Genomic DNA, 22,429 nt, shown 5'->3' on the forward strand with positions numbered 1-22,429 from the left:
AAAGGCTACTTTAGTCATTTACGCCGCTAGCGGCTACTCGATAACATGCTCTATAGCGTCATGCCTGTTTCGATACGATAGCCCAAGTCAATTACTGTTTGGTTCAGCGACTCACCGCGAAGTCGCGCCAACAGCTCCCCCGCTGCCGCTTCACCGATGGCTTGACGCGGGGTAACCACGCTGGCTAGTCGTGGCGTCATCACATGGCCTACATCGTGGCCATGAAAGCCCGCCAAGGCCATGCGCCCAGGCACATCAATGTTGCGTCGCTGGCACTCAAAGTAAGCACCTACCGCCACATCATCATTGGTGCAGAATAGGCCATCCGCGGCGGGGTAATCCGTTATTACCTGCTGAAGTAAAGCGGCCCCCACGCTGTATGACGAGCGCTGGGTGCTTTGCAGGGTAACGGGGGTTAAGCCGTGCTCTTCCATCGCGCGGCGGTAGCCCAGTTCGCGCTGCCGGGTACGCTCATCCAAACGCACCGCCAGATAAATCACCTGGCGTCGCCCGCGTATGATCATCTCGCTCACCATGTCGTAGGCGGCTTGAACGTTGTCGTAACCCACCGCCTGCTGTAGCGGAGGGCGGTGGGTGTCCATGATCTCCACAATCGGAATACCGGCGGTTTCCAGCATACGCAGGCTGCGTGGCGTATGGTCGCGGTCAGAAAGGATGACCCCATCAACGTTATAGGAAAGCAACGAGGCCAAGCTGCGCTCTTCAAGCTCGGGACTATAACCATAGTGAGAGAGCATCAGGTGATAACCGGCCGGCTCCGTTAGCGTCTCGATCCCTACAATTACATCGGCAAATACTTGGTTAGTGAGCGACGGCACCAGCACGCCTATCGAATGGCTGGTCGCCCTGGAGAGTAAATCAGGCGCGCGATTGGGGATATAGCCTATCTGTTCGGCAATCGAGAAGATGCGTTCACGTAGACCTTCCGAGACCGTTTCTGGGTCGCGCAGACAGCGGCTTACCGTCATCTTGGTAGCCCCTACGTGGTCGGCAATATCCTGTAAGGTAGGGCGTTTTTTCTTCAAGAGAGTGACTGCCTTGTGCAACGAGGGTGCATTGAGGCCTACCCTACCCAATGGGTGGCCCCCATGCCTACTCCTTTCTTTAACGTAGCGTACGGCTGGTTAATCGCAGCGTGGCAGCAAATTGATTAACGATTTGGTTAGGCGACAAGGTAATGGAGGCGTTAAACGCCTCCTCTTCACCGGGGGGTTCCAAGTCGGCCAGTTGGCTGGCTAACATGGTATCGCCCTTAAAGAAGTGGCCTGCCCGGGCCTCTAGGCGCTGCAGCAGAAGCTCGCGTGTGCCCTCTAAATAGAGAATATTCAGTGCTGGGTCACCTTGGCGAAGCTGCTCTCGGTAACGTTTTTTTAATCCAGAGCAAGCAATCACCAACGACGCATCCCGTGCTCGGTACTCGGCGAATAGTGCCGCCAGCGTATCCAGCCACTCGCGCCGGTCGTCATCATTGAGCGGAGTGCCACTCGCCATCTTGGCCACATTGGCGGGCGAGTGATGATCATCGCCATCGATAAATGTCGCCCCCATGGTGAGCGCCAGTTGCCGGCCAATATGCGACTTTCCTGAACCGGACACGCCCATCACTAAAATACGATGCGAGAGGGTCTTCACAGAGGCTCTCCTATTAATTGCCGCGTACAGCGGTGAGGTCCGGCAGCCAAGTGACAATGCCTGGGAAGGCAATCAAAATCACTAATACCACCAACAGCGCCGCGTAGTAAGGCAGCATGGCTTTGACCAACGACTCCATAGAGACCTTACCCACCCCGCAGCCGACATAAAGACAGGTACCCACAGGCGGTGTTAACAACCCAATGCCCAATACAAACGCCATCAGCACACCGAAGTATGCCGCATCAACACCCACCGAGGTGACAATGGGTGCCAGCATCGGCGCCATAATGACCATCGCTGGGGTCAAGTCCATCACAAACCCCACCAACAGCAACAAGAAGGCCACGATCAATAGCAGCAGGAAGGGATCCTGAGTGATCGCCTGCACTTGGCTGACCAAGGTTTGCGGCACCATATTGATGGTAAGGAACCAGGCAATTACCGTCGCAAACGCTAGCAGCATCATCACCATACCGGTCAAACGCGCTGTGCGAATTAGCATACCGCCCAGCTCTTTAAGCTTGAATTCGCGATAGACCACCAGCGAAATAGCCAGCGCATAGAGCAATGCCGCTACGGCCGCTTCGGTCGCGGTAAAAACACCGCCGATAATGCCGCCAATCACAATCACCGGTAACACCAGCGCAAGCCAGGCATCTTTGAAGGCTTTCCAGAGGCGATCCCAGCGGAACTGACGTACGCCGCCACCATTCTTTTTGGCAAGAATATAGGTCGTCACCATGAGTGCAAAGCCAATCAAAAGGCCCGGAATAATGCCCGCGATAAACAGGCGACTAATCGAAGTTTCGGTAACGATGCCGTAGAGAATCAGAGGAATTGACGGCGGAATAATGATCCCGATCACCGAGGACACGGTATTAATCGCAGTGGCATTGGCTGCGGTATAGCCCTGTTCTTTCATGGAGGGAATCATCATTGCACCGGTGGCAGCCGTATCAGCAACTGCCGAACCACTAATGCCGCCGAAGAACATAGAGCCGGTGATAGCAACCTGCCCTAGCCCGCCGCGCATAAAGCCGACTAGCGCGCCCGCCAGTTCCATCAAGCGACGAGCGATACCGCCATTGCTCATCACCTCACCGACTAAAATAAAGAACGGAATCGCCAGCAATGGAAAGCTGTTTACCCCGCGGATGGACTGCTCGATCATTATCGATAGCGGAATATCCGAGAGCACTGCCATCACTAACGCTGCAACGCCTAGGCCAAAGGCGATGGGCAGCCCAATAATGATAGAGACCAACAAAATAACCAGGAAAATCCATAGCATGATTAGCGCTCCCGCTCAGGGTGGCGAATAACATTTAGGCTGACCCACATCCGCCAAGTCGATACTGCCGCAATAAAGATAACGCATAGCACTAGCGAAAGACTGATAAAGCTCAGCGGCACATCCATAATCGCCGAACGCCCACTAGAGCGCGCCAGCACTTGGTATCCACCCCAAATCATTACCCCCATCAAGCAGATAATAATCAGGTGCTGCAGCATATAAAGCATATGCGCCAAGCGCAGCGGCAGGCGCCGCACCAGCGCATCAACCGCAATGTGCTCGTAGCGGGAAAACGCCGCCGCAGCGCCGATAAATACCAGCCAAATAAACAGCATGCGTGCTAGCTCATCCGCCCATGGCAGCGAATGATTAAAGAGCGCACGCCCCACCACGTTGCAGGAAACAGACACAATCAACGCAACTAAAATAGCCCCGATCAAATACTCCATACCTAAAGTAAGCCAGCGGAACAGCGCCGGGCCTTGGCGGGTATCGGTATCGATCTCTAATAGCTTGCGGTTGGGGTCGTCAAGATACACCGATGGGTCTTCAATCGGCGTGGGCTTATGAGAGGGATTAGGCGGTGTAGAGGAGAGTGACATAAGAACTCCAGGGGCACTGACACGTCGGGCAGGCGCGAAGGCCTGCCCGACGGTGGCGCTAAACGTAAGGTTTAGTTGCTGCTCTCTTCAACAATTTGCTGAATGTCGGCGATCAAGTCTTCGCCAATACGCGGCGCCCACTCGTCATATACCGGCTGAACAGCCTCTTGGAAAGCGGCTAACTGTTCGTCGTCCAAGCGGGTAATTTCCATACCGCGCTCTGCTAGCTGGTCGCGTGACCAATCATCGTACTCAGCGGACAGCTGAATTTCGTATTCAGCAGACTGACGCGCAGCTTCTAGTACAAGCTCCTGATACTCAGGCGCCATACGCTCCCAGGTACGCTCGGAAAGCATCATGATGAACGGCGTGTAGACGTGACGTGTTTCGGTGCCGTAATCCTGCACTTCGTGGAAGTTAGAAGTCAGAATGGTGCTCCAAGGGTTTTCCTGGCCATCAACGACACCCTGCTCCATCGCAGAGAACAGTTCACCGAATGCCATCGGCGTAGGGTTGGCGCCGAGGGCTTCCCATATCGCTAGGTGCACCGGGTTTTCCATGGTGCGCACGCTTAAACCACGCACGTCCATTCCTGCAACATCCTCAGGACTAGCCACCGGGCGAGCGCTGTTAGAAAGCTGACGATAGCCATTTTCAGAGAAGGCCAAGGCTTTTAGACCGGTACCATCAAAGGCGTCCAGCATGTTCTGAGCCACATCGCTTTGCATTACAGCAACGGCTGCTTCACGACTAGGCAGCAGGAATGGCAGGTCGAAAGCAGCCAGCTCTTCAACGTAGCCAGTGGTCGCGGAGCTAGACGGGTAGGTCATATCCAGCGTGCCGGTTTGCAGCATTTCCATCATCTGCACGTCGTCGCCTAACTGGCTGTTAGGGAACACATTAACGGTAATACGGCCGTCGGTCCGCTGCTCCAGGATTTCACCAAAGTATTGGCTGGATAGGTACTGTGGCGAACTTTCAGCAAGGCCAATGCCCATGCGTAGGGTATGTGAGCCATGGTCTCCCACCACCTCACCTTCAATTTCCGGTGGGTCAGAAAGTTCAGGACTTTGAGCATGAGCCATACCCAATGTCAGCGTGGTCGCGCCGACTAAGGTCAGTGTGTTGCGCCAAATAGGTGTCATAGCGTTATCTCCAAATACTCATTGTTGTAAATGACTGGGTTGTTAATAGCTGAGTCGTTAGTGGCTGCTTCAATGAACGGCAAATTGTTACCGGTAACATTCAATAAGCGAAGGCTATCGACCTGTCTGAAGCGTGTCAAAACAAAACTGCCAATTTACGACCAACGTCTAGATCTAGCCACTGACACGTCATCACGCTACATTAGCCTACGTATTTCGTTTTGGAGCACCCCTACTTGTGCAACCATCTTGCAGTGAACTAGAACTCGATCAACAGCTCTGCTTTGCGCTCTATTCAACGTCGTTGATGATGACCAAGGTGTATAAACCGCTACTTAAGGAGTTGGGGCTTACTTACCCGCAATACCTTGCCATGCTGGTATTGTGGCAAAATGACGGCATTACAGTTGGGGCAATGAGTAAGCGTTTACTGACCGATCCAGGTTCGCTTACGCCGCTGCTTAAACGCCTTGAAGCCGATCAATTATTGAATCGTAAACGCAGTCACCAGGACGAACGTGTCGTAGAGCTTTACCTTACCGATAAAGGAAAAGCGTTGCGTGAACAGGCCTATCACATCCCTAGCTGCGTAGTGCATGCCAGCGAGCAGTCAATCGAGGCGCTGACGACGCTGAAAGAGGATCTAGTCCGACTACGCGATAGCTTGCAAAAAAGTCAGTAGCCCTTCGCTTTGTTGCAAAGGGGTTCACATTTAATTACCTATTTATATTGCGCACAAAATAAAGCTGCGCTAAATTTAAAGCGCAAACACATGATTAACAGCATTGAATTAAAAACACTGACAGGAGATATGACATGACGACAACCACTATCGAGAAAGTCATTTATCGCGCCCATGCTACCGCTACAGGTGGCCGCGAAGGCCAAGCTAAATCATCTGATGGCGCACTGGATGTAAAACTCAGCACACCAAAAGAGCTGGGGGGCGCGGGCGGTGATGGCACTAACCCAGAGCAGCTCTTCGCGGCGGGCTACTCGGCCTGCTTTTTAGGGGCTCTTAAGCACGTGGCAAGCCAGGAAAAAGTAAAGCTTCCCCCCGAGACAAAAATCGATGGCCATGTCGGTATCGGCGCCATTCCTACTGGATTCGGTATCGAGGTCGAACTAAAAATCAGCCTTCCCGGCCTGGAGCAAGATGTCGCTCAGCAGCTGGTTGATAAAGCCCATACCGTTTGCCCCTACTCCAACGCCACCCGTGGCAATATTAATGTCACCCTGACGCTGGTCTAGCCCATTAACTAGACGAATCAGTTAGTGCCCACGCCACCGCTTTCTGTGCATGCAACGCGGTGGTGTCATATAGCGGCACAGCGGTATCTTGTTGGCTTACTAGCATGGCGATTTCGGTACAGCCTAGAATCACCGCCTGAGCACCTTGAGCATAGAGAGAATCAATGATCGCCAAATAGCGCTGGCGGGAGCCCTCTTCAATGCGCCCCTGGCAGAGTTCCTCGAAAATCACCCGGTGAACAATGTCGCGCTCAGCCCGGTCGGGCACGACCACCTCAATGCTGAATTGCTCTTCTAGCCGACCAATATAAAAGTCCTGCTCCATGGTGAAGCGTGTACCTAATAGGCCCACCCGAGTGATCCCATCGGCCTTTAGTTGCTCAGCAGTGGCATCAGCAATATGCAGTAGCGGAATCGCAATAGCCTGCTCAACAGCGGGCGCCACTTTATGCATAGTGTTAGTGGCAATTAGCAGGCACTCAGCACCCGCACGCTCCACACGTTGGGCGGCGCGGGCCAGCAGATCACCGGCTGCCTGCCAATCTCCCTGCTGTTGCATCGCCTCAATCTCGGCAAAATCAACACTCACCATCACAATATTGGCCGAATGAAAGCCGCCTAGCGCTGCTTTAACGCCTTCGTTTAAAGCTCGGTAATACCCTTGAGTCGACTCCCAACTCATGCCACCCAGTATGCCAATTACACGCATCCGACACCCCCTATGGAAAATGAACTACTTTATTAACAGGCTAATCTCCAGCCTACCCTTGCAGCTCCTTTTCATCATCCCCATAACCATAGAATAGCCGCACAAAAGCTAGGATTACCTCAATACTGTTAACCGTAATAGCGAGGAAACAATGAGCGACAACACCTATACCCCACCCAGTGTTTGGAAATGGGAGCCTGGCAATGGCGGTAAATTTGCCAATATCAATCGCCCGATTGCGGGCCCTACCCATGACAAAACACTGCCGGTAGGCAAACATCCTCTGCAACTTTACTCCCTTGCCACGCCCAATGGTGTCAAAGCGACCGTGATGCTCGAAGAGCTGTTGGAAAAAGGAATAGCAGGCGCCGAGTACGATGCGCATTTGATCCAAATTGGCGAAGGCGATCAATTCGGCAGTGGTTTTGTAGCGGTAAACCCTAACTCCAAAATTCCCGCGCTGATGGATCATTCAGTCAATCCGCCACAACGGGTATTTGAATCCGGCGCCATCCTGCTTTACCTAGCAGAAAAATTTGACGCTTTCTTACCCAGCGAGCCAGCGAAGCGCACGGAGTGCCTCTCCTGGCTGTTCTGGCAAATGGGCAGTGCACCCATGCTGGGTGGCGGTTTTGGTCATTTTTACGCCTACGCGCCGGAAAAGTATCAGTATCCGATTGATCGCTACACCATGGAAGTAAAGCGCCAGCTGGATGTGCTTGATCGTCACTTGGCAGAAAACCGCTATATGGCAGGCGATGAGTACACTATTGCCGATATGGCCATTCACCCCTGGTACGGCGCGCTGGTAAAAAACCGCGTTTACGAAGCGGCCGAGTTCTTGGAAGCCCATACTTATAAGAACGTCCTACGCTGGACCGAAGAGATAGATGAACGTCCCGCCGTAAAACGCGGCCGTATGGTGAATCGTACCTGGGGCGAGCCTCACGAGCAGTTGCATGAGCGCCACGACGCTAGCGACTTTACGAATAAAACCCAGGATAAGCTGGCTGATGGTGAGTAAGTAGCCCAAAAAAAAGAGCCTACGCTTAATCTCTCAGCGTAGGCTCTTGGTAGCTTCCAGCTTCCAGCTTACAGCTTACAGGCTAAGGCTACTCAACCCGTGAGTTATTCAAAGCATAGTTCCATACTCGGTAGAAGTAGAAAATATACCCCAGCCCAAAGGTGATCAGCGAAATCAGCATCCAGAGAATAATATGACCGATGTTACTGAACAGGTTGATATCACAAACCATTTTTCGCTCTACCCCAGCAGCATCCACTACCGAAGTACGGTTAATCACAAACCGCGAAAACGAATAAGGGAAGAAAAATAGCGCTATACCAAAAGTAACGATGCTGAGTACCACCCAAATAATCAGATGGCCAATAATATCGAGGATGGAAAGATCAGCTTTGATATTCACGTTGCGTCCTTAAAATTAGCAGTGGCGAAGAATACCACCGCCAGGCACAAACGTGAACGTTAAAATTAATATTACTTAGGCATATGAGCTATGAGCTGCATCAACGGGGACCACGAACACCCTCTAAACTCGAATGGCTGCTCTCTGCATTCTGCTTGATAACACTTATGGAACCATCCGTTTCCAGTACCACGGCTTCCACAGCCTTCACATCAGCAATACCACTGCCACGAATAGCTGACTGAACTTCATCCTGAGTAACCCGTGCTTTTCGCATGGAGGTGGTAATAAATTCCCCACGATAAAGCAGCATCAGTGGCTCGCCGGTCACTAACCTACGTACCCAGGCGGTTCGTACGCTGAACCAAGTAATGATGAACTGAAGAGTAATCAGTAGCGCCATCGCCACAGCGCCCTCAGATAATGCTACGTTTTTAGATAAGAGAACCGTGGCCAGGGTTGAACCAAGGGCTACCGTTACAATCAAATCGAAAGCGTTCATCTTCGAAAGCGTGCGATTGCCCGATATTCGCAAGAAAAAAATGAGGGCCGCGTAAGCCAGTATCCCTACAACGATAACACGGAGTAAATTTCCCCAACCATTAAAAAAATACGCTTCCATGTGCTCATACTCCCTTAAACGCCAGCATTATTTAAACATAACATACCTCACTGCCTAGGCTAGCAGCCCTGATCCTGTTGTATACGGAAGGAGGATACTTAATGCTGGCTTTCCCACCACTCAGCGTAAGTACTATTAGAGGGGGCAAGGCCGCCTTCATCGGGGGCTTCATCATCCCACCATACCGGACCACGCTCCCCTAGCGCCTCTTTAGCGGTTTGTACCGCGTCGCGGGCTTGACGAAGTACGTCACCATCACCTTGCTGCTGGGCTGTTCTCACTGATCGGCGGGCCTTCATTAGCGCCTTGATATAAAAGCGCTTCTCATCTTCACTTAAATGTGGGTTTGTACAGCGCCAGAGCCGATTTTTGGCAACGAAATAGCGCCCATCGGGAGTGTGAGGGTGTTTATTTGTCATCACGACACTCCTCCCGAAAGACGCACACTCTCAAATCCCTCTTAATTAGTTAGAAACGCTTGGATAGCGTTAAGGCACCAAATTTATCCTGCTCTTCCTGGCCGTCGAATTCACGTGAGCGCTGTACAGCGGCGTAAGTGACCTGCCAATCTTCCCAGGCTAATGCCAGTCCTGCTGAAACATCGCCTACCCATTCTTTCCGATCAACCGAGTGGCTATCCCTAAAGGTATTACCATCTAGCGTCAGGTTTTGTGCCATATAATAGCCTTCTACGCTCGCAAACAGATACCACTGCCACCCCTCTTTGCCTGTCATATAGTGGCGGCTACCAGGATTTGGGGTCAGCGTAGGGATTCCCGGGGCTTCGTCGCCCCAGCGTATGCTATACCCCGCGCTTGCATAGGTGTAGAGGTTGCCCAACGCGGCACTTACGCTAGGGCCGTGAGCGAACTGCTTACCAATAAATGGGGAGCTATGCCACCATTGGCGCCCCATGGTTACATTCACTATCGCTTCATCGCCAAGCTGGTTATCCCACCCGTTCGGGCGATCACTATCTGTGATGCGATGCACTTCGCGCTGAATACTGTCGGCAAGCGACGATGGCCCAACCAAACCAATATCTAAATGCAGATCGGTCGCTTGGCGCCAATTACCCACTGGCACGTCTTCATAAAGCGAAAGGCCGCCGTAAACGATCCCTGCATAGGGGCGATCATTTTCAATTAACGCACGCTCTTCGATGTTGTTGGGCGTATAAATCTGGTGTACCAACCGGAAAGCTGCCATATCGGCGCTGCCGATAATGCTATCAGGCATAGCCGTGGCCAAGCGCTGTGTCCAGCTTTTCGCTTCGGGCTCAAAAGCCCAATTAAGTTCAAAACCACTGGTAAAGTGGCCATCATCACTGCTGGCCATACCATCATTTTCGAGCTTAATTGTGAGTACGCTATCGTCTGCTTGTGCCACTGTTGGCAACAAACTAGTTAATACCAGACTAATAGCGGCTACCAGCGGGAACAGCTGGTATCGTAGACGGGAGTTACCTTTCATTGCTCATTCCTTGAGATTGTCCTTGAGGTTATTTAGAGATCGCCAACAATAATGATCTTCAACAAACATTGTTGATTGTATGTAATTGTGCAAAAAAATAGCAAGCAAACTTTAAAAAAATAAAGGGATGACCCATCGGCCATCCCATTGTCTGTCTATCGCTTATGTTGCTAGCTTAACAGGGTAGACGAAAGTCTCATAATTACTAGCGATCGCGCAACAGCCACTGCGGTGTAATCTCATGTTGGCCATTTTCATCGGTAAGAAACAGCGACCCTTCACTGATCATAATGGCCCAATTAATAGCTCTCGGCAGATCTTTAGCAATGGTCACTAGGGCCTCTTGTGGTAGCCCCGCCACATGGACGTTTTTCAGTGACGTCACATTGGGCAGCACTTTGCTTTCCCATAGATCTACTCGGCCATAGGCGAGCAGCGATACACGCTCCGCCCGACGTGAGCACCATGTAATGCGCTCGGCGTCTGGCAGACCTACTTCGATCCAGTGCAGCAAGCGCCCATCTAAGCTTTTTTCCCATAACGCCGGCTCGTCTACATCGGAAAGTCCGCGCCCAAAGGCCAACGATTCGCTATACCACAGCACATAGGCAAGCAAGCGTGCAGTCATGCGCTCTTCCGTCTCAGACGGGTGACGAGCCACGGTAAAGCGCAGCGTTTCATATACTCCGCGATCCAGGTCGGTCAGGTTAATATCCACTTTATAAGGCGTTGCGCTAAGAGCCATGGGTACTTCCAAAAGAAAATTTGCGCCAGTGTACCTGATGCGGCGGTTAGGTGGATGAGGATGTTCGGTAATCAGCCTTGAGGGTGCCGCATTTAAGCGTTTCAACCTCGTGCATTGGCTCACGCCATGTTTCTTTTAGCGCAGCTTGATACCATTCCTGCATCGCAGGCATCTCTAGCAAGCGTTCCACATACGCCCATGAGGCTTCACTGACCGGCAAGTTAAAGGTCTGCACACGAAACGCCACCGGGGCATAAAACGCATCTACCGCGGAGAAGTGCTCCCCCGCCAAAAACGGACCACCAAAGCGCTCAATCCCTTGCTGCCACAGTGTGTCTAAGCGAGCGATGTCGGCACTGAGCTTGCCTGATATAGCCTTCAGCTCAACTCGCACGCCGCAGTTCATGGAACACTCATCACGCAAAGCTCCAAAGCCGCTGTGCATCTCAGCGGTGGCTGAACGCGCCCAGGCACGCGCGATCTTATCCGCAGGCCACACATTAGTGTGCTGTTCGGCCAGATACTCGGTAATGGCTAATGAGTCCCACACCGCCACCCCATCGCCGACCGCTTTATCCACTAGGCAGGGCACTAAGCCTGAGGGTGAAAAGTGAATAAAAGTGTCATGGCTTGCGCCGAAACCACCTTCAAATGGCATAAAACGTTCGTTAAACGGAATTTCCAACGCTTTCATCAACACCCATGGGCGCAGTGACCAAGAAGAGTAGTTTTTATTGGCAATATAGAGGTCAAACATGCAGCGCTCCTAATATGAGGGATAAAATTAGTCGATGTAGGCAGTATTGCTTAGCGTGTCGCCTGAGCCAGCGTATTACCGCCTAAACCCATTAATACGCCGCCACCCATGCGCTGAATGAGCCGGGAGGAGCCATGGGATTTTTGTAACCATTCGCGCAACGGGCTGGCCAGCAGCACCACCATAATATCCGCTGAAGAGAACAGCATATTGGTAGCAATACCTAGCCAAAGCAGTTGCCAGGCAATCGGCATAGCGCTTTCAGGCTGCACAAACTGGGGTAGGAACGCGACAAAGAAAAGTGCAGTTTTAGGATTGAGCATTTCCACCAGGAAGCTGTCACGCAGTACGCGTTTAGTGGTCGCCAGGGGCACTTCTTCGCCATGGGCCCGAATACCCTGCTTCCAAAGTTGCAGACCCATCCAGAGCAGGTAAAGCCCGCCAACAACTTTCATAGCAATATAGGCAGGCGGAATGGCCGCAAACAGCAACGCCAACCCCATTGCAGCGGCAATAACGTGGATGTAACCCCCCATATGTACACCGATGACCGCCAACCATCCTGCTCGTCGACCGCGACCCAAGGTTTGTGCGGCGGTATACAGCATGGCAGGCCCAGGTAAATAGGCAAAACCAAGTGCGGCGAGAATAAACGCGGCCCATTGCATCGTGGCGATTCCAATGAAGTTGATGGTTAGATTTCGAGAATAAAACGGGGGTGACGCAAGCGCCACCCCCTAAATAAGCAAAAACGGAATAAATTAAACCCTAGAAGCTCGGTGCTAGCGCCTTATGTTAAAAGTTTGGCTTACGCTTCTCGACAAAGGCCGCCATGCCCTCTTTCTGCTCGTCACCGGCAAAGCAGAAGGCGAACAGGCTGGTTTCCAACGCCAGGGCGCTATCCAGATCCTGGCCCATTCCGTCGTGAACCGCCTGTTTGGCACCGCGCACCGACTGAGGGCCGTTGCCTTTAAGCTGCTTGGTGAGCTCTTCAACGTAGTTTTCCAGCTCCGCTTGCGGCATAACTCGGTTCACCAGGCCAATACGTAGCGCCTCTTGAGCGTCGATTTTGCGCCCAGTGGTGACCAGATCAATCGCCATGGCTGGCCCAACGCGACGTGGCAAGCGTTGTGTACCGCCAAAACCGGGAATCACCCCCAACAGTACTTCCGGTTGCCCAAATACAGCGTTGTCGCTGGCTACTGCCCAGTCGCAGGCCAGCGCCAATTCGCAGCCACCGCCAAGGCAAAACCCGTTCACCAGCGCGACCACCGGCACGGGCAGTGTTTCTAGGCGCTTAATAGTACGCAGCGCTTGGCTGGCGAAAGCCCGCGCCTCTTCGGGTGTTTTTTCACGCATTTCGGTGATATCGGCACCGGCCACAAAAGACTTCTCGCCCGCGCCAGTAATCAGCACGGCGCGTAGGTTCGGGTGAGCCTCAAGCTCAACCAAATGGGCTTCCAGCGCGGCTAATACCTCACTGTTTAGAGCATTCAATGCTTTAGGACGGTTGATGGTCAGCCGCACCATCCCATCGTTATCTACTTTTTCGATCACAGCTTCGCTCATGGCGGACTCCTTATTCGATTTGTTATTGAACATGAAAGTGAACACCACTCAACCCTAGCGAACGCTTGGTTGAGTGGCAATGACTTCTTTATGCCGCGCTCTTATCGTCAGTGCAAGCTAGTCGTAGTGATAAAAGCCGCGTCCGCTCTTACGGCCTAAATAACCGGCTGCCACCATGCGCTTGAGCAGCGGACAGGGGCGATATTTGGGATCGCCAAAGCCCTCTTGGAGTACCTCCATAATTGCTAAGCACACATCCAGCCCGATCAAATCCGCCAGTGCTAGCGGGCCCATTGGGTGAGCCGCCCCTAACTTCATGGCGTTATCAATAGATTCGGGCGTTGCGGTACCCTCTTGAACAATAAATGCCGCTTCGTTAATCATCGGCACTAGCAGGCGATTCACCGCGAAACCAGGGGCATCACCTACCGGCACAGCCGTTTTACCCAGCGACTTCGCAAGGGTTTCAATCTCAGCCACAGTTGCGTCAGAGGTCTGCTCGGCGCGAATCACCTCCACCAGCTTGAGCACCGGCACCGGGTTAAAGAAGTGCATGCCCACTACCCGCTCGGGGTGCTCGCACACCGCCGCCAGACGTGTCAGCGAGAGCGACGAGGTATTGGAAGCTAGAATGGCCGTACTGCTTAAACGACTTAAGTCGCGGAACAGCTTCTCTTTGAGTTCCGGCTGTTCGGGGGCCGCTTCGATGATCACCGTGCAGTCGCTCAGCGTGTCGAGTGCTGTAGTGGTAGAGAGACGCGATAAGGCCGCACTTTTATCCGCCTCGCTGATTTTGTCTTTAGCCACCAGCTTGCCCAAGCCTTGGTCGATATTCGCCTTGGCACGGCTTAGCTGTTCCTCAGCCACATCAAAGAGCCGAACATTGAAACCGCTGGAGGCAACCACTTGGGCGATCCCCTGCCCCATGGTGCCGGCTCCTACAACGCCGATATTTTTGTCGCTCATGCACGCTCTCCCCTATCAGTTGTCAATGTTTTGAGATTTTCAATGCTGCTTGGCTTCTTCACGCAGTACGAACTTTTGAATCTTGCCCGTGGAGGTTTTGGGCAGTTCACTGAAAATGACCGTTTTGGGGACTTTGTAGCCCGCCAAATGCTCGCGACAGTGGGCGATAATATCCGCCTCGGTGACTTCACCGTACCCCACTTTAAGCTTTACAAACGCACAGGGCGTCTCGCCCCACTTCTCATCAGGTTTAGCCACCACCGCGGCTTCTTCAACCGCGGGGTGGCCGTAAATCGCGTCTTCCACTTCGATGGTCGAAATATTCTCACCACCGGAAATAATAATGTCCTTGGAGCGGTCTTTGATCTCGATATAGCCATCCGAGTGCCACACAGCCAAGTCACCTGTGTGATACCAACCGCCCTCTAGTGCTTGCTCAGTGGCCTCAGGGTTCTTTAAATACCCTTTCATAACGTTATTGCCACGCATCATTATCTCCCCCATGGTTTGGCCATCCTTGGGTACTGGCTCCATGGTCAGCGGGTCGGCCACACACAATGCTTCGAGCATGTGATAACGCACACCCTGGCGGGCTTTGATCTTGGCGCGAGCTTCGATGGGAAGCTCATCCCATGCCTCACGCCAAGCACACACGGTTACCGGCCCGTACACTTCGGTGAGGCCATAGACGTGGGTGACTTCGATGCCCAGCTTCTCTACCCCAGAAATCACCGAAGCTGGCGGGGCGGCACCGGCGGTAGTGACTTTCACCGGGTGATCGAACTCGCGCTTATCTTCCGCGGGCAGATTCACCAAGCCATTGAGAATAATGGGCGCGCCGCTGAAGTGAGTGACTTTCTCATCGCTAATCAATTGCATAATTTTCTTCGGGTCGACGCGGCGCAGGCAGACGTTCACCCCCGCGTTAGCGGCAATCGTCCAGGGAAAACACCAGCCGTTGCAGTGGAACATTGGCAACGTCCACAAATAGACCGGATGGTGGGGCATCGCCCATTCCATGATATTACTCACCGCATTGAGATACGCACCGCGATGGTGATAAACCACGCCTTTGGGTTTGCCGGTGGTGCCGGAGGTGTAATTAAGCGAGATCGCCTCCCACTCATCCGCAGGCAGTTGATAGGCGAAATCGGCGTCGCCCTCTTTTAGCAGCGCTTCGTACTCAATGTCCCCAATGCCCTGGGCATCGCCCAGAAACTCAACATCGGCCACATCGATGATCAGTGGTTTATGCGCAAGCTTGGCAACGGCTTGCTCGATGACATCGGCAAACTCGGGGTCGACCAAAATGGCTTTGGCCTCGCCGTGCTCGAGCATATAGCTGATCGCCTCGGCATCCAGGCGAATATTTAAGGTATTCAACACGCAGCCTGCTAACGGTATGCCGAAGTGCGCTTCAAACATCGCGGGGATATTGGGCAGCATGGCCGCCACCGTTTGGCCCGGCTGAATGCCCCGTTGCTTAAGCGCAGAGGCAAGCTGGCGACAGCGTCCCCAGGTTTGGCCCCAGGTGCGCCGCGTGCTGCCATGTATCACGGCAGGATAGTCAGGATAGATCGACGCCGAGCGCTCAATAAACGTCAGCGGTGAAAGCGGCACGTGGTTGGCAGCGGTTTTGGGTAAGCCCTGCTCAAAGATAGCGGTCATGGTCGTCTCCTGGTCTTATTATTAAGCGTGTTGTTGAGTCTGTTTTTGAGAACAGCCTGAAAGCGTTCGTTTTAATAGATCGTTTTAAATGTCTGTTTTGATTACCTAGAAACAACACCGCCGCCCTTAGGGCGGCGGTGCGAAGCTAAAAATTAGCGTTAACGAACCTCAAAGTCGCGTAAACACTCACTGCCCGCCTCGATCACCGCGCGCTGGGCACGGCCTACCGGTAGCCATTGAGTGATGGCAAATTCGGCGCTGCGTAACTTGGAAGTATAGAAGGGATCATCACTGCCGTTATTAAGCGCGGCCTGGGCGCTTAGCGCGGCTAGGCCCATTTGCCATGCGCACAGCACGTGGCCCGCCAAGTTAAGAAACGGGGTGGCATAGGCCTGCACCGCATCTGCACCCTTGTCAGGGTCGGTACCTTGCTCTAGTACAATCGCCTGGGCGGCTTTTAGGTCTTCTAAGCCAGCAGCCAAGCCACTGCCCAAGGAAGCCAGGTTCGGGTCGGCATTAAGCTGTTTCACGGTGACGGCAACGTCGCTCAGTAATGCGGTTAGCGCTTCACCGTTATCGCGTTGAAGTTTACGACCCGCCAAATCAAGCGCCTGAATACCGTTAGTGCCTTCGTAAATGGGGGCAATTCGCGCATCGCGGAGTAGCTGTGCAGCGCCGGTCTCTTCCACATAGCCCATACCGCCGTGTACTTGAATACCCATCGAGGCAATATCTACCGCCTGGTCGGTGGAGAAACTCTTAATGATAGGGATTAAAATGTCGGCGCGCGCCTGGGCGGCTTGGCGGACGTCACTACTTTCCGCATGGCGGGCGGCGTCCAGTTCAGCAGCGCAATACAACGCCAGTGCGCGCAGCGCATCGGTACGCGCGCGCATCGAAAGCAGCATGCGTCGCACGTCTAAATGATCGCTGATGCTGCACTCGGCACCGCCGCGTGTTTTCGGGGCACGTCCCTGTCGACGTTCAAGCGCATAGGCAAACGCATGCTGGCAAGCGCGCTCGGCCACGCCGATGCCCTGAATACCGACTTTGTGACGCGCCTCGTTCATCATGGTGAACATGTGATTAAGGCCACGCCCCTCTTCTCCCACCAAATAGCCAATCGCACCGCCGTTTTCACCAAAGCTCAAGGTACAGGTGGGTGAGCCGTGAATGCCCAGCTTGTGCTCAATGGAGGCGCAGGTCACATCATTGTGTTCACCCAGAGAGCCGTCTTCATTGACCAGGAACTTGGGCACCAGAAACAGCGAAATGCCTTTATTGCCTTCCGGTGCATCAGGCTTACGGGCCAGTACCAAGTGAATAATGTTTTCGGCGGCGTCGTGTTCGCCCCAGGTAATGTAGATCTTCTGGCCGCTGATACGGTAGTGGTCGTTTTCAGGTACGGCGCGAGTGCGCACTTGGGAGAGATCCGACCCCGCTTGGGGTTCGGTAAGGTTCATGGTGCCCGTCCAGGTGCCTTCCACCAACTTGGGCAAGTAAGTCGCTTTTAAGTCATCGCTGCCATGATGGGCCAACGCCTCAATAGCACCAGCCGTTAGCATAGGGCAGAGACCCAGCGCCATATTGGCGCCGTGAAGCATCTCTTGTACTGCGCTGGCAACTACTTCCGGCAGGTTCTGCCCACCCAGTGCCTCGGAGACGCCAATGCCGTTCCAACCACCCTCGACATACGCCTGATAAGCCGCCGCGAAACCTTCCGGCGTGGTGACACTGCCATCTGTGTGGCGCTTGGCCCCTTGGCGATCGCCGCTAGCATTGAGCGGCCCCCAGACGTCAACAGCGAGTTTTGCCGCCTCTTCGAGTACCGCCTCAACCAAATCGGGCGTGGCCTCTTCAAAGCCCGGTAGGCTAAGCGAGCGGTGCGCTAGTAGCTCTTCGAGCACAAAGCGCAAATCGCGTATCGGCGCGGCGTAAACATTCATGGCGAACCTCGGGCTGAAAAATGAAACAAATGTTTGAAAGGCTAAGGTGGATAGTAGTAATACTCACCCGCCTACACCATTAGCCCAAGGTATCAGCCGCTACCGATAACGTCTTCATCCTTTCTTACTTACGCCACACGACTTACCCACACTGCTTACACTCCCCTACTTGCGTGCCCCTACTTGCTCCACATCGTCATAGTAGGTGATATGGCTTTCATCTTCTGGTGGCGGCCCCACTACCGGCTCGGCGGCATCGACATCCCACACTGCGCCAGATAGGTCTTCAAGATGCTCATGCTCCAATGCGCCCTGCATTAACTCTTCCGTTACCACCAGTTCAGCACCGGCAGCCGTCATGGGCGTAGTGGGTGTAAAAGGTGCCACCGGCAACGGCGCGGGACGCACATGGCGACGCCAGGAGAAGAACATAACAAAGAATAGGCTCATCGAACCGAAAGACCAGAACAGACCCGCATCACCCATCGCGGTCATGACCGGGGAAATCAACAGCGGGCTGATGGTCGCACCAATCGAGTTGATTAACAGCAGACCCTGGCTCATGCGCACCAGTGCCCCTGCGGGCGCACGGTCTGCGGCGTGACTCACTGCCACCGGGTAGAGCGCAAACACACCGCCGCCGAGCAGGAACAGTAATACCGCCAACAATGGTGTAGAAAGGGGTAGCCACAACATGGCTGCAGAGATCAGGACACAGAAACCGCTAATACCAATCAGCACCATTTGTCGGTCGTGACGATCCGACCAGCGGCCAATCGGGTACTGCAGCAGCATGGCACCCATGATAACCACCGCCATCATCTGCCCCACCTGGCTCACGCTCATGCCATTACGTTGAAGATAAAGCGGCAGGAGCGTGTACGCCGCCGCCACTACCATGCCGGAGCCCAAGCTGCCCATCACACCGGTAGGCGTCAGGGTAATTAAGCGATGCGGTGGAAGCGGCTCGGCTTGCTCTATTATCGGCGATACGCGAGGAATCATTGCCATGGGCAGCACGGAGAGCGAGGCCAGCAGTCCAATCACCATAAAGGGAGCGGTCACACCCATGGCATTGGTCACCCCCAATAGCAATTGCCCTAACACCCCGGCGGCGTACAGCGAAATCATATACAGCGCCAGCAGGCGGCCGCGGACTTTCTGGTCGCCTGACGTTAACAGCCAGCTTTCAATCACCAGATAAACCCCTACAGTGGCCCAGCCGCCAATCAAGCGCAGTACAAACCAGGCCCAGGGGTCAAAGAATAATCCTTGTAGTAGCACCGTGACGGCCACTAACGAGGCAAAACTACCGTAGGCCCGGATGTGGCCGATGCGCAGTAACAGGCGGTCATTCACCATCGCGCCTAACGCCAGGCCAATAAAGTAAGCCGACGAGACAATACCGATCACCGTGGCCGACTCGCCGGCGGCGTCCAGGCGCACGGTAATTAAGGTGGCAAGAAAACCGTTGCCAATCCCGAGAATGAATAGCCCTAAAAGGGGCGCCAGCGCCATGGCCAGCAGTTGCCGCGACATGAAAAACCTCACCTTGCCTGTAGAAGTAAAAACCATTGCCAAACGAGAGCAAAAAAACCGTCATCTCACCTGGCACATCGAGTCAGGCAGGGATATCGGCGCGCAATTATTGCCCCCAAGGGAACAAAGTCAATGCTTTTCTAATGTTACAATTGTTCACGTTAGCGTTTTATATAGAATAACCGTATCTGGCCCAGGAAATTCCACTACTAAACTATGCTTTCGAGCCCACCAACGAAAGGTCTCTTCACTAAAAAAGCTGATATGCGTAGGGTCACTAATATAGTGCCAGCGGGCAAAGGCTTCAGGGGAGGTAACCCGTTTCGTCATCAACCCCAGATAACCGCCAGGGGCGAGCTGCGCCGCCAACTGAGTCAGGACTTGGCCAGGCTGTGACAAGTGTTCGACGACTTCTGTTGCGGTGATAAAATCAAACGTTTGGGTAAGCACTGAGGCATCAGGCGCATAGAATGGATCGTATATCGCCATCGGGTAGCCTTGCTCTGCGAACATCACCGATAGCGTCGGCCCAGGCCCTGAACCAAAATCAAGACCGCGGGCGCTGGGTTCGAGCTTAGCTAACAGCGGGATAAATAAACGCCCTAAAAAGCGCCGGTATCCCGTATCATGCGGCGAGTTTCGATGTTTATCATATTCAGCTTTTTCAGCAGCAGCGCTCAAATGCTGCGCAAAGGGGACAAATACCAGCTTGCACGTGGCACACTGGTAGTAGTCACGACGCCGATCACGGTGGTAGAGCGCAGTGGTGGATTCCGCGCATAGCGGGCAGCGGCGCATCATCGTATTCTCTGGCTTATCGTTTTGTATTAAGGAAGGTGGCATGCTATCAGGTCTGGATCATCTTGTTGTAACAGTGACCGATATGGGTCGCGCCGTCGATTTTTACTCACGCGTTTTAGGGTTAGATGTACGTTACCGCGATGCCCAACGAGTCGATTTAATGCTCGGTGATACCGCATTGCGCCTACATCAAACCGACACCGACATTGCGCCTATCTCCGCGACACCCACCCCCGGCAGTTTGGATTTATGCTTGCGTTGCCAACTGCCGCTGGATGAATTCAAGCAGCACCTGGATGCGCTGGCGATTGACGTAGAGCTAGGCCCCGTGGCCCGTCAAGGCGCCAATGGGCCTATCGAGTCGATCTACCTACGCGACCCAGACGGCAACCTGTTAGAGATTTGCCGCCCGGCCTCGCGTTAGTGCCCCGTTTTCGTTAGTGATAAGGCAAATCGCACACGGTATCATATTGCTCTTAGCAGCACCGCTGCGATGCGTTAGCAAGTGCTGATCCTTTCAGTCGCTACCATTCAGCTTTTATACGGATTTATCGAAAGGAAACGTTATGCGTGAAGATGCCAATGATGCGCCCCTTAAAGGCGAAGTCATCAGCGAAGAGCAGCGCCATCCGCCTGACACCACGATGGCAATGGTAATCTATGCACTCTATTTGGCTAGTTTCTTCCTCGGTTTTACGTCGCTTATCGGTGTGGTCATCGCCTATGTCTACAAAGGCAAAGGCCCCGCGTGGCTAGACGAACACTACCGCTACCAGATTCGTACGTTCTGGATAGGGCTGCTGTACGGTGTGGTCTTTTCGATCTTGACCCTGGTAGTGATTGGTTTCCCGCTGCTGCTAGCGCTCGCTGTTTGGCTAATCATCCGCTGCGTTAAAGGCTTCAAAGGGCTGCAAGAGAAACGCGCCCCTTCCAACGTAGACACCTGGCTGTTTTAAAATGGCGCAACAAACAGGTGATACCAGTGAGCGCTTTTCCAAAGCCAGTGCGATTAGTTGGCTATGGTGTCGGCTTTCACGCTGGCCTCTAAGGTGGCTATGGCGCATGGCTTCGCTGCTGGCTCCGCTAGTTTACCGCTTCAATAAGCGCGAGCGGGAGGTAACCGAGCGCAACCTGACGACTGTTTATCCCGACCTCTCTAACACTGAACGTCAAACCCTTGCCCGGCAGAGTTTGCGACACTCAACCGCTACGATGCTGGAACTGGGCCACGCCTGGATGGCGGAACCGAGTAAAGTTGAAGCCAGTATTTTAACGGTGCAGGGTCGCGAAAAACTCGATAATGCTCGGAACGAAGGACGGGGCGTGATCGTACTCGCCCCGCATTTTGGCAATTGGGAAGTGCTTAACTTTTGGCTATCGAGCCATTTTCCTTTTACCGCCATGTACGAGCCACCCAAAATCACCGCCCTTGACCCGGTGATCCGACATGGCCGTGAGCGCATGGGAGCAAGCCTCGTTCCTACTAATCCGCGCGGCGTCGCCGCGTTGCTTAAAGCGCTTAAGCGCAGCGAGGCCATCGGCATACTACCCGACCAGGAACCCGATTGGGGCAGCGGCGTTTTCGCGCCGTTCTTTGGCCGCGACGCCTACACCGCCACTTTGCTGCCAAAACTGGTGGCGCGCACCCAGGCGCGCGTGGTCACCGGGGTCGCGTTACGTATTCCTGGTAAAGGGTTTGCCATTCATTTTCTAGATGCCGATGAGCGTGTTTACAGCCCCGATGACCAAACATCGGCCACCGGCGTCAATGCCAGCGTGGAAGCCGCAATAGACTTGGAGCCTGCGCAGTATCAGTGGGAGTACAAGCGCTACCGTAAAGTGGTTCAAGAACAGCAAAAGCTAGCTAATTACCGCGACTATCGGCTTTATTAACAAGAGCTTACTCATGACACAAAACGACCTATCTCGGGATGAGATACGCCCGCTGCAGATTATTTACGCGCTCTACCTGGCGGGTATCGTGACCGCCAATATCACCCTGCTGATAGGCGTGATCATTGCGTATGTTTACCGTAAAGATGCCGCGCTGTGGCTACAGCCGCACTACCGTTACCTGATTCGTACCTTCTGGATCGGCACCCTATATGCCTGCATCGCCTTTTTGCTCAGCATTGTCATGGTCGGCACCCTCCTCTGGCCGCTGCTTGCGGTGTGGCTAGGCGTGCGCTGCGTGCTGGGGTGGATCGATGTGCGCAAAGGCCGGCCCCCGGCACGCCCCGCGAGCTGGCTTTGGTAAGC

26 protein-coding genes are annotated in these 22,429 nt (G+C 53.7%); 7 read left to right on the forward strand and 19 right to left on the reverse strand.

The window, feature by feature from the left end; genetic code table 11:
- Nucleotides 1–50 precede the first annotated feature (50 nt).
- The 5 genes from gntR to ACUVOF_RS01065 all read right to left on the reverse strand — a co-directional run bounded on the left by gntR (nucleotide 51) and on the right by ACUVOF_RS01065 (nucleotide 4,697).
- Nucleotides 51–1,046, reverse strand: a complete 996-nt coding sequence (gene gntR, locus ACUVOF_RS01045) for a gluconate operon transcriptional repressor GntR (RefSeq protein WP_447042594.1) — start codon at nucleotides 1,044–1,046, stop codon at nucleotides 51–53.
- A gap of 79 nt (nucleotides 1,047–1,125) precedes the next feature.
- Nucleotides 1,126–1,653, reverse strand: a complete 528-nt coding sequence (locus tag ACUVOF_RS01050; protein ID WP_447042595.1) for a gluconokinase — start codon at nucleotides 1,651–1,653, stop codon at nucleotides 1,126–1,128.
- A gap of 13 nt (nucleotides 1,654–1,666) precedes the next feature.
- Nucleotides 1,667–2,947, reverse strand: a complete 1,281-nt coding sequence (locus ACUVOF_RS01055; RefSeq protein ID WP_447042596.1) for a TRAP transporter large permease — start codon at nucleotides 2,945–2,947, stop codon at nucleotides 1,667–1,669.
- Between the two features lie 2 nt (nucleotides 2,948–2,949).
- Entirely contained in the window at nucleotides 2,950–3,552 is a 603-nt protein-coding gene (locus ACUVOF_RS01060) for a TRAP transporter small permease (RefSeq protein WP_447042597.1), read from the reverse strand.
- A gap of 71 nt (nucleotides 3,553–3,623) precedes the next feature.
- A complete protein-coding gene (locus tag ACUVOF_RS01065; RefSeq protein WP_447042598.1) occupies nucleotides 3,624–4,697 on the reverse strand; it encodes a TRAP transporter substrate-binding protein in 1,074 nt (357 codons plus the stop codon).
- Between the two features lie 238 nt (nucleotides 4,698–4,935).
- On the opposite strand from ACUVOF_RS01065, the gene ACUVOF_RS01070 reads away from it, so the two are divergent.
- Nucleotides 4,936–5,379, forward strand: a complete 444-nt coding sequence (locus ACUVOF_RS01070) for a MarR family winged helix-turn-helix transcriptional regulator (RefSeq protein WP_113270320.1) — start codon at nucleotides 4,936–4,938, stop codon at nucleotides 5,377–5,379.
- A 134-nt stretch (nucleotides 5,380–5,513) separates the two neighbouring features.
- Entirely contained in the window at nucleotides 5,514–5,948 is a 435-nt protein-coding gene (locus ACUVOF_RS01075) for an organic hydroperoxide resistance protein (protein ID WP_447042599.1), read from the forward strand.
- 4 nt (nucleotides 5,949–5,952) lie between these two features.
- Here ACUVOF_RS01075 and ACUVOF_RS01080 read toward each other — a convergent pair whose 3' ends face one another.
- Nucleotides 5,953–6,657 (reverse strand): aspartate/glutamate racemase family protein, encoded by a 705-nt coding sequence (locus tag ACUVOF_RS01080; protein ID WP_447042600.1) that lies wholly within the window; start codon nucleotides 6,655–6,657, stop codon nucleotides 5,953–5,955.
- A gap of 151 nt (nucleotides 6,658–6,808) precedes the next feature.
- Here ACUVOF_RS01080 and yghU point away from each other — a divergent pair, with 151 nt between their 5' ends.
- Entirely contained in the window at nucleotides 6,809–7,681 is an 873-nt protein-coding gene (yghU, locus tag ACUVOF_RS01085; RefSeq protein ID WP_447042601.1) for a glutathione-dependent disulfide-bond oxidoreductase, read from the forward strand.
- 88 nt (nucleotides 7,682–7,769) lie between these two features.
- Here yghU and ACUVOF_RS01090 read toward each other — a convergent pair whose 3' ends face one another.
- The 13 genes from ACUVOF_RS01090 to ACUVOF_RS01150 form a co-directional block, all read right to left on the reverse strand.
- The gene (locus ACUVOF_RS01090) at nucleotides 7,770–8,084 is read right to left on the reverse strand and encodes a DUF6693 family protein (protein WP_113270316.1); all 315 of its coding nucleotides are present in this window, start codon (nucleotides 8,082–8,084) and stop codon (nucleotides 7,770–7,772) included.
- Between the two features lie 100 nt (nucleotides 8,085–8,184).
- Complete coding sequence (locus tag ACUVOF_RS01095; RefSeq protein ID WP_447042602.1) at nucleotides 8,185–8,706, reverse strand: DUF421 domain-containing protein; 522 nt, start codon at nucleotides 8,704–8,706, stop codon at nucleotides 8,185–8,187.
- 98 nt (nucleotides 8,707–8,804) lie between these two features.
- Complete coding sequence (locus ACUVOF_RS01100) at nucleotides 8,805–9,125, reverse strand: hypothetical protein (protein ID WP_447042603.1); 321 nt, start codon at nucleotides 9,123–9,125, stop codon at nucleotides 8,805–8,807.
- Between the two features lie 49 nt (nucleotides 9,126–9,174).
- Complete coding sequence (locus ACUVOF_RS01105; RefSeq protein WP_447042604.1) at nucleotides 9,175–10,179, reverse strand: lipid A deacylase LpxR family protein; 1,005 nt, start codon at nucleotides 10,177–10,179, stop codon at nucleotides 9,175–9,177.
- 205 nt (nucleotides 10,180–10,384) lie between these two features.
- Nucleotides 10,385–10,924, reverse strand: coding sequence for a YaeQ family protein (locus tag ACUVOF_RS01110; protein ID WP_447042605.1), 540 nt, complete (start codon nucleotides 10,922–10,924; stop codon nucleotides 10,385–10,387).
- 46 nt (nucleotides 10,925–10,970) lie between these two features.
- A complete protein-coding gene (locus ACUVOF_RS01115; protein WP_447042606.1) occupies nucleotides 10,971–11,681 on the reverse strand; it encodes a glutathione S-transferase family protein in 711 nt (236 codons plus the stop codon).
- Between the two features lie 50 nt (nucleotides 11,682–11,731).
- Nucleotides 11,732–12,349 carry a LysE family translocator gene (locus ACUVOF_RS01120; protein ID WP_447042607.1) on the reverse strand — a complete coding sequence of 206 codons (618 nt, stop codon included), beginning with the start codon at nucleotides 12,347–12,349 and terminating at the stop codon, nucleotides 11,732–11,734.
- 127 nt (nucleotides 12,350–12,476) lie between these two features.
- Complete coding sequence (locus ACUVOF_RS01125) at nucleotides 12,477–13,250, reverse strand: enoyl-CoA hydratase-related protein (protein WP_447042608.1); 774 nt, start codon at nucleotides 13,248–13,250, stop codon at nucleotides 12,477–12,479.
- 117 nt (nucleotides 13,251–13,367) lie between these two features.
- The gene (locus ACUVOF_RS01130) at nucleotides 13,368–14,216 is read right to left on the reverse strand and encodes a 3-hydroxybutyryl-CoA dehydrogenase (RefSeq protein ID WP_447042609.1); all 849 of its coding nucleotides are present in this window, start codon (nucleotides 14,214–14,216) and stop codon (nucleotides 13,368–13,370) included.
- A 39-nt stretch (nucleotides 14,217–14,255) separates the two neighbouring features.
- Nucleotides 14,256–15,884, reverse strand: a complete 1,629-nt coding sequence (locus ACUVOF_RS01135) for an acyl-CoA synthetase (protein ID WP_447042610.1) — start codon at nucleotides 15,882–15,884, stop codon at nucleotides 14,256–14,258.
- A 158-nt stretch (nucleotides 15,885–16,042) separates the two neighbouring features.
- Nucleotides 16,043–17,830, reverse strand: a complete 1,788-nt coding sequence (locus tag ACUVOF_RS01140; protein ID WP_447042611.1) for an acyl-CoA dehydrogenase — start codon at nucleotides 17,828–17,830, stop codon at nucleotides 16,043–16,045.
- Between the two features lie 165 nt (nucleotides 17,831–17,995).
- The gene (locus ACUVOF_RS01145; protein WP_447042612.1) at nucleotides 17,996–19,369 is read right to left on the reverse strand and encodes an MFS transporter; all 1,374 of its coding nucleotides are present in this window, start codon (nucleotides 19,367–19,369) and stop codon (nucleotides 17,996–17,998) included.
- A gap of 156 nt (nucleotides 19,370–19,525) precedes the next feature.
- Entirely contained in the window at nucleotides 19,526–20,170 is a 645-nt protein-coding gene (locus ACUVOF_RS01150; protein WP_447042613.1) for a class I SAM-dependent methyltransferase, read from the reverse strand.
- A 40-nt stretch (nucleotides 20,171–20,210) separates the two neighbouring features.
- Between ACUVOF_RS01150 and ACUVOF_RS01155 the strand changes: the two genes are divergently transcribed.
- The 4 genes from ACUVOF_RS01155 (at nucleotide 20,211) to ACUVOF_RS01170 (ending at nucleotide 22,427) form a co-directional block, all read left to right on the forward strand.
- Nucleotides 20,211–20,594 (forward strand): VOC family protein, encoded by a 384-nt coding sequence (locus tag ACUVOF_RS01155; RefSeq protein ID WP_113270304.1) that lies wholly within the window; start codon nucleotides 20,211–20,213, stop codon nucleotides 20,592–20,594.
- A 142-nt stretch (nucleotides 20,595–20,736) separates the two neighbouring features.
- A complete protein-coding gene (locus tag ACUVOF_RS01160; protein ID WP_447042614.1) occupies nucleotides 20,737–21,126 on the forward strand; it encodes a DUF4870 family protein in 390 nt (129 codons plus the stop codon).
- Nucleotide 21,127: 1 nt separating this feature from the next.
- Nucleotides 21,128–22,063, forward strand: a complete 936-nt coding sequence (locus ACUVOF_RS01165; protein WP_447042615.1) for a lysophospholipid acyltransferase family protein — start codon at nucleotides 21,128–21,130, stop codon at nucleotides 22,061–22,063.
- 13 nt (nucleotides 22,064–22,076) lie between these two features.
- Nucleotides 22,077–22,427 (forward strand): DUF4870 family protein, encoded by a 351-nt coding sequence (locus tag ACUVOF_RS01170; protein WP_447042616.1) that lies wholly within the window; start codon nucleotides 22,077–22,079, stop codon nucleotides 22,425–22,427.
- Nucleotides 22,428–22,429: the final 2 nt, after the last annotated feature.

It is taken from the genome of Vreelandella sp. H-I2, assembly GCF_052959335.1.